Raw genomic sequence first — 9,663 nt, 5'->3', positions numbered from 1 at the left:
CCGCCGGTCACCGCTGCGACATGGCGCAACAGCCGGGCGATACCCAGGGGGGCCTCCTGCATGGTGCTTTGCATGGCGGGTTCAGCCCCGCGCCAGCCGGGCCCGGCCCATCGCATCCACCGCAAGCAGGCTGGCCAGAATGCCCTCCGGCGTCAGTTCGGCATCCGTGGCATGGGTTGCCTCGCCAGGGTTGAGCGCCGCGACCGAAGCGCGCAGCAGGTCTTCCCGTGTGGCCGAACCCAGCCCCATCGCCTCCAGTGTGGTCGGCAGGCCCATGTCCTCGCAGAAAGCGAAAACCTCGTCCAGTTCGGTCTGCGGGCGGTCCTCCAGCACAAGAAGGCACAGCGTTCCGAAAGCCACCTTCTCGCCATGCAGTTTCGAATGGCAGCCCGGCAGGATCGACAGGCCGTTATGGATGCCATGCGCCGCCGAACAGCCGCAATTCTCGAAGCCCAGACCTGACAACAGCGTGTTGGCCTCGATGATATTCTCGACCGCAGGGGTCACCAGCCCTTCGCGGGCCGCCGCCACTGCGCCGCGTGCATCGCGCATCAGCGCCTCGTGGCAGGCGCGCGCAATCGCCATCCCGGCCAGCGGCATCCCCTGGCCGCCCGCAATGTAATTCTTCGACCGGCTGTCGCGGTTGGACCGCGCCTCGTACCAGGTCGACAGTGCATCCCCGATCCCCGCGATCAGAAAACGCACCGGCGCCCGGACCACCAGTTCGGGGTCGACAATCACCATGTCGGGATGCCGGGTCAGGAAGATCGGCCGGTCGGTGCGGCCGTCCTCGAAATAGCGCATCGCCAGCCCCGAGGTCGGCGCATCGGTCGAGGCGACAGTGGCAAAGCACAGGATGCGGGCGTCAAGCTCTGCGGCCACCAGCTTGGCAGTATCCAGCGTCTTGCCACCACCAATCCCGGCAATGATGGCAGGGCGGCTGTCACCGGCTGCCGCGACGATCCGGTCAACCTCGCCTTCCCAGCATTCCCCGCCGAAGATCACTTTCTGCACCGCAACCCCGACCGCTGCGATCGAGGCATCGACCCGCGCGCCATAGGTTTCGTCGATGAAAGGGTCCACGATCACCAGCGCCGAAGCGCCAAGGCTGGCCAGATGTTCGCCCACGCGATCAATCTCGCCCCTGCGCTGGATGTATTTGGCGCAGCTTCCATATCCACGTTCAGACATCGGCATTCCTCCCCGCCGGTTGTCGCAGGCGGCGCGGAGGCTCTCCCCTCCGCCGCGCCACCGATGTTGTGACTCAGGCCGTCTGGCGCTGCTTCAGCCCGCCGGTGACCGGCACACCATGCACCGCCGTCATCGCATTCGGGCTGAACTCGAAAGCGGTGCGCGCGATGTCCTGCAAGGTTGCCTCGTCGGCATCGCAGTCGGCGTCGATTTCATAGGTCAGACCGGCCATCTTGATCTGCGCATCCGGGCGCAGGTTCAGAAAGCCCGCCAGATCCAGCGAACCGCCCATCGTGACCCGGACCGAGCGCAAGGCCACACCCTTCACCGCCGCATTGACCACGAAACCCACCATGATGCAGGCACCCACGCCCGACATCAGATATTCCTGCGGCGTCGGCCCCGTCGACTGACCCAGAAGCTGCGGTGGCTCGTCCACAACCCAGGTGAAGTTGCGCGCGATCTCCTCCGCACCGACCTTCATGGTCAGGGCGCGGGCCTCGATCTGCGTGCCCTGCTTCCAGTCCAGCGCCACGCCATACCGCGCGATGCCCGCTGCCGGTTCGGTCCGGATCGCATCGCGTGCCCCGGCCAGCCCGGCGGTATCGATTCCATTCAGCATATGTCCTCCCATCCGGCGGAACCCGCTGCGGGCCGCGCCTGTCGCTGTCTGTCGTCTTATTTTTGGGTATACTCAGATTTCAGTTGCGATTAAAAACCAGATCGTCAAACTGTCAACACGAAATCGAACGCCGCACCGAATTTCTCGAATCTGGCGGGAATGCACCATCCGGTTGCCATCAAGGCACTGGAAAAAAAGGATTTTGCCGCGCGACAGGCGCGAGGGGCCGGCTGGAGGACCACCCCCCGCGATCTGCGGCAAAACATCAGGAAAAACAGGAGGAACCATGTATCTCGAACTTTATCGACTGAAGGATCGCGTGGCGGTGGTCACTGGCGGCGGCCGGGGCATCGGCCAGGAGATCGGCCGCGCCCTGGGCGAGGCAAGTGCCCGAATCGTGGTCGCAGACATTGATCCCGCGACGCGGGAAGCCGCCGCCGCCCGCCTGCGCGACGAAGGGGTCGAAGCCGTCGCCATGCCGGTCGATGTGACAGATACCGCCAGCGTGAACGCCCTGGCCGAAGCCGTGATGGACCAGTTCGGCCGCGTCGACATTCTGGTGAACAATGCCGGGGTCTCGCGCCTGACCGATGCGCTGGACATGACGGATGATGAATGGCGCTGGGTGATGGAGGTCAATGCCAATGCGGTGTTCTGGTGCGCCCGCGCCTTTGGACGCCACATGGTCGCGGCGGGCAAAGGCTCCATCGTCAACCTTGGCTCGATGTCGGGGCTGATCATCAACCGCCCGCAATTCGCCGCGCATTACATGGCCAGCAAGGCGGCCTGCCACCACATCACCAAGGCGCTGGCGGTGGAATGGGCGACCAAAGGCGTGCGCGTGAATGCCATCGCGCCGGGTTATATCGGCACCGAGATGACGATGCAGCTTAAGACCATGCCCGAGGTCTATGCCAAGAACGTCGAGATGACGCCCATGGGCCGTTTTGGCGAACCGCGCGAGATCGCCTCGACCGCATTGTTCCTTGCCTCGGATGCATCCAGCTATTTTACCGGCTCGATCCTGTCGGTGGATGGCGGCTACACCGCCTGGTAGCGCGATGGCCCCCGAACCGGACAGCGACAGCTTCGCGGAACGGCTGGCGCGCATCCTTGATGTCTTCGCCCTGCCGCCGCACGAGCTGGGCTTCATGCAGATCGTGCGGCTGACCGGGCTTCCGCGTGCCAGCGTACACCGGATCGTCGGGCAGTTGCTGGCCATCGGCTATCTTCAGCCCTGCGAGTCCGGGCGCAGCTATCGGCTGGGCACGCGGCTCTGCGGTCTTGTGCAGGCCAGCCTCGACATGACGGGGCTTCAGGATCTGGCCGCGCCCGTGCTGAACGATCTGGCGCGCCGCTTCCGCATGACGAGCTTCGCCGCCCGGCTGACGGGGGGCGAGGTGATGCTCTTCGCTTCGGCCAATCCCGATGATCCGGGTGAGCCACATCTGCATCCTGCCCACGGACGGCGGCCGCTGCATGCCTGTTCTTCGGCCAAGGCCATTCTGGCCTTCCTGCCCGACGAGTTTCGCGCGGGCCTTCTGGCCAGCGCCCCGCGCGAGGGCTTCACCCACCGCACCCTGACCGGGGACACCGCCCTGCATGACGAATTCCGCCGCATCCGCGCCTGTGGCTATGCGGTCTGTGACGGCGAGATCCACGAGGGCATCGTCTCGCTTGCCGTGCCGGTGCCGCTTGGCCGCACTGAAAGCCGCCTTGCGCTGGGGCTGATCGGGCTCGGTGCCCGGATGCCACCGGAAGAACGGCAGTCCACCTCAGAAGGTCTGAAATTCGCGGCGCGGCGTCTGGCTGCGCTGCTGCTTCCCACCGGGGGCTTTCCCCCAGCCGAAGGACATTCCCATGACACCGCATCTTGAAAGGTTCTACATCAACGGCCGCTGGGTCGACCCTGTGGCGGGTCGCGACGCGCCCCGGCTGCCAGTGATCGACCCGGCGACGGAAGAGCCATTCTGTGCCATCGCCCTTGGAGGCGCTCAGGACGTGGATCGCGCCGTTGCCGCCGCCCGCGCGGCATTCCCCGGCTACGCGGCCCTGCCCCGGCACCGCCGCATCGCGCTGTTGCAGGCGATCCTTGCAGTCTACGACCGGCGCAGCGACGATCTGGCCCGCGCGATCAGCCGCGAGATGGGCGCGCCCCTGCCCTTCGCCCGCGAGGCTCAGGTCGGCATCGGTCGCGCGCATCTGACGCAGATGATCACCACGCTGGAAAGCTATGCGTTCTCGCAGATGCGAGGTGGCACTTGTGTGCTGCGCGAACCGATCGGCGTGATCGGCATGATCACCCCATGGAACTGGCCGATGAACCAGATCGTCTGCAAGGTCGCCCCTGCGCTGGCAGCGGGCTGCACCATGGTGCTGAAACCTTCGGAGGTCGCGCCGCTGTCAGGTCTGATCTTTGCTGAAATCCTGGACGAGGCCGGTGTGCCCGCAGGCGTGTTCAATCTGGTCAGCGGCGACGGGGCGGGCGTGGGCGCTGCGCTTTCCCGGCACCCCGATGTCGACATGATGTCTTTCACCGGATCGACCCACGCGGGTATTCTGGTGGCCGAGGCCGCCGCTGCCACGGTCAAGCGGGTCAGTCAGGAACTGGGCGGCAAATCCGCCAATATCCTGCTGCCCGATGCCGATTTTCCGACTGCGGTCGCCAAGGGCGTGGCGGGATGTTTCGGCAATTCCGGGCAATCCTGCAATGCGCCCACCCGCATGCTGGTGCCCGCCGACCGGCATGACGAGGTGCTGGAACTCGCCGCGCGGGCCGCCGCCACCTTTCGCACCGGCCCGCCCGAAGCGCCGGAAACGCAGCTCGGGCCAGTAGTCAGCGCCGCGCAGTTCGGGAAGATCCAGCAGCTGATCGCCACCGGGATCGCCGAGGGCGCCACACTCGTCGCCGGAGGGCCGGGCCGCCCCGAAGGCTTGAACAAGGGCTTTTATGTGCGCCCCACTGTCTTTGGTCATGTCACCCCCGACATGACCGTGGCGCGCGAGGAAATCTTTGGCCCGGTGCTGTCGGTCATCTCTTACCAGACCGAAGACGAGGCCATCGCCTTGGCCAATGCCACCGAATACGGGCTGGCGGCCTATGTGCAGTCGGCCGACCCCGACCGCGCGCGCCGTGTCGCCACGCAGATGCGGGCAGGGACGGTTTATCTGAATTACCCCGCCTGGGATTCCGCCGCCCCCTTCGGCGGCTACAAACGCTCGGGCAACGGACGGGAATATGCGGATTTCGCGCTGGATGATGTGACCGAAATCAAGGGCGTCGTCGGCTGGGGCTGAGACGCGGAAGAAAGGAACACGATATGAAAAAGACCAACCCCCTTGGCATTCACTGGCTGGTGCTGTCGAAAACATGGGATGCCGAGGGCGCGCGCCATGCGATCCGCGGGGCCCGGCGCATCGGCTATGACTTCATCGAAACGCCCCCCACCCCGCCCGAAGCTGATATCACCCGCATCACCCGCGATGCGCTGGCCGAGGCCGGGCTGAGCGCCACGGTCTGTCTGGGGCTTTCCGCAGATCAGGATCTGACCAGTCCCGACCCCGAAATCCGAGCCCGGGGAGAGGCCTTTCTGATGGAGGCCGTGGACACCTGTGCCCGCATCGGCGGTTTCATGGTCAGCGGCATCACCTATTCCGCCTTCCAGAAATATCTGGCGCCCTGCACCGCCGAGGGCCGCGCCACGTCGGTCGAAGCGATCCGGCGGGTGGCGGAGCGGGCGCAGCCGCATGGAATAGAGATCGGTCTGGAAGTGGTGAACCGCTATGAAACCAACCTTCTGAATACCGCCGAACAGGCGCTGGCCTTTTGCCGGGATACCGGGATGGAGAATGTGAAGATCCACCTCGACAGCTATCACATGAATATCGAGGAAACCGATATCGGCCGGGCCATCCGCAATGCGGGCGACCGGATCGGGTTCTTCCATATCGGGGATTCCAACCGGGGCTACCTTGGCGCCGGGAACATCGACTTCAACCCCTATTTCCGCGCGCTGTGCGAGGCGGGTTATGCCGGGCCGGTCTCGTTTGAAAGCTTCTCATCCACGATGATCGACCAGCCGCTGCTGGGGATCCTCGCGATCTGGCGTGACACCTGGGAAGACGGTCAGGATCTGGCCGAACATTCATTCGAGGTAATGCGGGCTCTGGTGAAGTCGGGGGACGAGGCGCACCGCCGCGCGCTTGGCTGAACTTCACCGTGCCGGGTGCCCTGGCTCCCGGCCAATCGGGAAAAGGAAGATCCGATGGGACGACTGGACGGAAAGGTGGCGCTGATCACCGGCGCAGGATCGGGCGTGGGCCGGGCCGCCGCCGCGATCTTCGCCCGCGAGGGCGCCCGCGTGACAGGCGTGTCGCGCACCGCCGCCGCGCTGGAGGAGACAGGCGCGCTCTTGCGGCAGAAAGGCCACGACTTTGGCCATAGCGCGCAGGATATCAGCCTCGCGCCGGGCGCCGAGGCGGCGATGGCCGCAGTTCTGGCACAGCATGGCCGCATCGACATCCTGCTGAACGCGGCGGGCGTCGGCTATAGCTGGCAGCGCCAGTCGCCGGGGTCGATGGAGGATGTGGCCGCCACCGATCCCGCGAAATGGGACGAGGTCATGCGGATCAACCTGACCTCCTGCTATCTGATGTCGCGGCTGGCGGTGCAGCAGATGCGGCGGCAGGGCGGCGGCGGGGCGCTGGTCCATGTGGCCAGCGTATCAGGGTTTCGCGGATTGCCGCGCGCACATGCCTATTGCGCCGCCAAAGCCGGGATGATCAACCTGTCCAATGCCATGAGCTGCGCCTATGTCGCGGAAGGCATCCGGTCCAATGTAGTGGCTCCGGGCTATATCGCGACCGGGATGGTGGAATCGCTGCTTGAGGGTTTTGACGACCCTGCGCAGGCGCGGCAGATGTCCCCCATGCAGCGGCCCGGCCGCCCCGAAGAGATCGCGGCGGGATGCCTGTTCCTTGCCTCTGACGAGGCCAGCTATTGCAGCGGATCGGTGCTGGTGATCGACGGCGGCATGACGGCCACGCAGGGCTAGCGGCGCGGTGCGCAGGCAGGTTTGCGGGCGACCCTGCGGCAAGTGCTGGTTTTGGGGCCACGATGGGTGGTTTCGGCCAGGCGAAGCCGGTAAGGTCTGGCACAGCGGGCGGAACGGCCCGCCCTGCCGAAGGATACCCCATGAAATCCGAACATGTCGCGCTTGCCAAAGCCTCGATCCTGCTCGCCTCGGCGCCCGAACCTGTCGTGCAATCGGTGCTGGAGGAAGCACGGATACGCCAGTTCCCGCGCGGCGGCACGATCTTCCTGCAAGGCGAACGCGCCAGCGCGATCTATATTGTGGCCGAAGGCTGGATCAAGCTCTACCGCATCGCGCCAAATGGCGCCGAGGCGGTGGTGGGCGTGTTCACCAATGGCGAATCCTTCGGCGAGGCGGTGGCCTTTCGCAGTGACACCTATCCGGTCGCGGCGGAGGCGGTCACCGACTGCACGCTGATCCGCATCGAGGCTGACAGCTTTCTGCGGCAGATTCGCAACAACCCGGAAGTCGCCATCTCGATCCTGTCGGCGACCTTTACCCATCTGCACAGCCTTGTGGCGCAGGTCGAACAGCTCAAGGCCCGCACCGGCGCGCAGAGGGTGGCGGAATTCCTGCTGGAGCTGGCGCCCTGCCCGGCCGGCGCCTGCGAGGTGACGCTGCCCTATGACAAGGTGCTGATTGCCGGGCGCCTTGGGATGAAGCCCGAAAGCCTGAGCCGGGCCTTTGCACGGCTGAAGGAACAGGGCGTCACCATCCGGCAGAATATTGCCCGGATCGAGGATCTGGAAACGCTGCGCAACTATACCGAGGAAGATCCCGCAATGGCCTGGGCGCGCTGATCCTTTCAGGGGGCCGCAACCGCAAGGCCGGTCAGGGCCAGCATGAACAGCGCAAGCCCCAGTGCGAATCCCCGCGCGATGTTCTGAGCCTGCGCAAGATGCAGATAGCGGTTCAGGATCAGTTCCGCCTTGGCCCAGGCAAGCGCAAGCACCACCAGTGCCAGCCAGCGCCCGGAAAGGCCGGTCGCGGCGACGGCGGTGGAGGTGGCGGTGAGGGCGATCAGCCAGGCCCAGGCACGGGTGACGCTCATATCAGGTAAACCACCGGAAACAGCAGCACCCAGACCAGATCGACCATATGCCAGAAGGCCGCCCCCGCCTCAACGGCGCGGGGGGTGGCCAGCCAGCCAACCAGACCCAGCAGCACGATCCCTGCCAGCACATGCGCCGCGTGAAAGCCGGTCAACAGCATGTGGAAGGTGTAGAACGCATGGCTGTCAAAGGTCAGACCGGCGGCCCAGAGATCGGCATACTCCTGCGCCTTCAGAAACAGGAACACGCCACCCAGCAGTGCCGCCCCGGCCAGCAGCGCCCGCAACCGGGTACGCCGCCCTGCCCGCGCCGCCTCCAGCGCCAGTGCGGCCAGCCAGCCGGAGGTCACCAGAACCAGCGTGTTGATCCCGGCCCCGGTGCGGTGCAGATGCGTCTGCGCCTCGGCAAAGCCTGCCGGATCGGTCAGCCGCACCGCAAGAAACCCCATCAGCCCGGCGCCGAACACCGCGAGTTCCGACAGGATCAGCACCCACATCATCAGCTCACCAGGCAGATCGTCCAGCACGGATGCCTGCGGCGTGGTCATGCCGTCACCAGTTGCCGATAGAGCGCGGGCAGCGCACGGGTCAGCTTTTCGGGATCGGCGATCACCTCATAGGCCCCCGCGCCGAAGATGCGCGGAAACCAGTCCTTGCCGTCCCGATCCACCGTGATACCGAACACCGCATGCCCGGCGCGGCGGGCCTCCTGCACGGCCTTGCGGCTGTCCTCGATACCGTGGCGGCCCTCGTAATGATCCAAGTCGTTGGGCTTGCCATCGGTCAGCACCAGCAGAAGCCGCCGCTTGCGCGCCTCGCGCGTCAGCCCGGCCGAGACATGGCGGATGGCCGCGCCCAGCCGGGTGTAATGGCCGGGCCGCAGCCCGGCGATGCGCTGTTCGGTGCTGGCAGACATGGGTTCGGTGAAGCCCTTGACCTCCTGCACGAAGACCCGCTGGCGGCGGAGCGAGGAAAAGGCGTGGATGGCGAAACGGTCGCCGCAGGCATCGAGGCCCCAGGCCAGTGCCGCCAGTGCTTCGCGTTCGATGTCGATGACGCTGCGCCCGTCATGGCCGTGCCCCGGCAGCGCGCTTTCGGTGCTGCGCGAGACGTCCAGCAGGATCGACACCGCCAGATCGCGGCGTTCGGCCCTTGTCTGGCGCCAGACCCGATCTGTCCCTTCGCCGGTTGCCAGAAAATCGACCCGCGCGCGCACCGCCCGTTCGGTGTCAAGCACATCGCCCTCCGGGTGGCCAGCGGTCGAGACGAAGCCGGGACGCAGGGCCTCGAACTGGCGGCGGACGGCGCGGATACGGGCGGCGGCGCGCGGATCGTCCCGAAACGCGGGGATTGCCGGGCTTTCCTCGGCCCGTGACTGCAACACCCGGACATGCGCGGGCAGATAGGCCCCGCCGCGCACATCCCATTCGGGATAGGTGGTAACGCCCGACAGCGCCTCGCGGTCCACATCCTCGGGCGCAAGGTCGAGATGCAGTTTCAGCCGCGTGGCCGGGGCTTTGGAAATCTGGGCCAGACCGATCTCTTCCTGATCATCGGCAGCCTTGCCGGCGGTATCCTCGTCGTCGTCCTCGATCCGGCGGTTGAGGTTGAGGAATTCGGTCATCGACAGGATCGCCTCGAACTTGTGGAGGATGAAACTGTCCTTGCGATCCGCCTGATCGGCCTTGCGGCGGCGGGCGCGGCGG

11 protein-coding genes are annotated in these 9,663 nt (G+C 66.1%); 6 read left to right on the top strand and 5 right to left on the bottom strand.

Annotated elements, in window-relative coordinates; all coding sequences use genetic code 11:
• Positions 1-81 precede the first annotated feature (81 nt).
• Together AO684_RS01075 and AO684_RS01070 are read right to left on the bottom strand one after the other, a co-directional pair.
• A complete protein-coding gene (locus AO684_RS01075; RefSeq protein WP_054300902.1) occupies positions 82-1,191 on the bottom strand; it encodes a glycerol dehydrogenase in 1,110 nt (369 codons plus the stop codon).
• A 73-nt stretch (positions 1,192-1,264) separates the two neighbouring features.
• Positions 1,265-1,813 (bottom strand): OsmC family protein, encoded by a 549-nt coding sequence (locus AO684_RS01070; RefSeq protein ID WP_054300901.1) that lies wholly within the window; start codon positions 1,811-1,813, stop codon positions 1,265-1,267.
• Positions 1,814-2,099: 286 nt separating this feature from the next.
• Between AO684_RS01070 and AO684_RS01065 the strand changes: the two genes are divergently transcribed.
• From AO684_RS01065 to AO684_RS01040, 6 genes are all read left to right on the top strand, one after another.
• Complete coding sequence (locus tag AO684_RS01065) at positions 2,100-2,870, top strand: SDR family NAD(P)-dependent oxidoreductase (RefSeq protein ID WP_054300900.1); 771 nt, start codon at positions 2,100-2,102, stop codon at positions 2,868-2,870.
• Positions 2,871-2,874: 4 nt separating this feature from the next.
• Positions 2,875-3,690: an IclR family transcriptional regulator gene (locus tag AO684_RS01060; RefSeq protein ID WP_054300899.1), complete on the top strand. Its 816-nt coding sequence runs from the start codon at positions 2,875-2,877 to the stop codon at positions 3,688-3,690.
• Positions 3,674-5,110 (top strand): aldehyde dehydrogenase family protein, encoded by a 1,437-nt coding sequence (locus AO684_RS01055; protein ID WP_054300898.1) that lies wholly within the window; start codon positions 3,674-3,676, stop codon positions 5,108-5,110. The genes AO684_RS01060 and AO684_RS01055 overlap by 17 nt, the downstream gene beginning before the upstream one ends.
• 23 nt (positions 5,111-5,133) lie before the next feature.
• On the top strand, positions 5,134-6,024 hold the full coding sequence (locus AO684_RS01050) for a sugar phosphate isomerase/epimerase (RefSeq protein WP_054300897.1): 891 nt from the start codon (positions 5,134-5,136) through the stop codon (positions 6,022-6,024).
• 54 nt (positions 6,025-6,078) lie between these two features.
• Complete coding sequence (locus tag AO684_RS01045) at positions 6,079-6,867, top strand: SDR family NAD(P)-dependent oxidoreductase (RefSeq protein ID WP_054300896.1); 789 nt, start codon at positions 6,079-6,081, stop codon at positions 6,865-6,867.
• A gap of 140 nt (positions 6,868-7,007) precedes the next feature.
• Entirely contained in the window at positions 7,008-7,706 is a 699-nt protein-coding gene (locus AO684_RS01040) for a Crp/Fnr family transcriptional regulator (protein ID WP_054300895.1), read from the top strand.
• 5 nt (positions 7,707-7,711) lie between these two features.
• Here AO684_RS01040 and AO684_RS01035 read toward each other — a convergent pair whose 3' ends face one another.
• The 3 genes from AO684_RS01035 to AO684_RS01025 all read right to left on the bottom strand — a co-directional run.
• Positions 7,712-7,957 (bottom strand): cytochrome C oxidase subunit IV family protein, encoded by a 246-nt coding sequence (locus AO684_RS01035; protein ID WP_054300894.1) that lies wholly within the window; start codon positions 7,955-7,957, stop codon positions 7,712-7,714.
• Complete coding sequence (locus AO684_RS01030; RefSeq protein WP_054300893.1) at positions 7,954-8,505, bottom strand: cytochrome c oxidase subunit 3; 552 nt, start codon at positions 8,503-8,505, stop codon at positions 7,954-7,956. The genes AO684_RS01035 and AO684_RS01030 overlap by 4 nt, the downstream gene beginning before the upstream one ends.
• The coding region (locus tag AO684_RS01025) for a nitric oxide reductase activation protein NorD (protein ID WP_152968310.1) at positions 8,502-9,663 on the bottom strand (1,162 nt) is incomplete at its 5' end. The genes AO684_RS01025 and AO684_RS01030, both read right to left, overlap by 4 nt.

It is taken from the genome of Gemmobacter sp. LW-1 (assembly GCF_001303875.1).
Classification (GTDB): domain Bacteria; phylum Pseudomonadota; class Alphaproteobacteria; order Rhodobacterales; family Rhodobacteraceae; genus Gemmobacter; species Gemmobacter caeni.
Note: the sequence above shows the minus strand (reverse complement) of the source record. Positions and strands in the feature narration are given on the sequence as shown.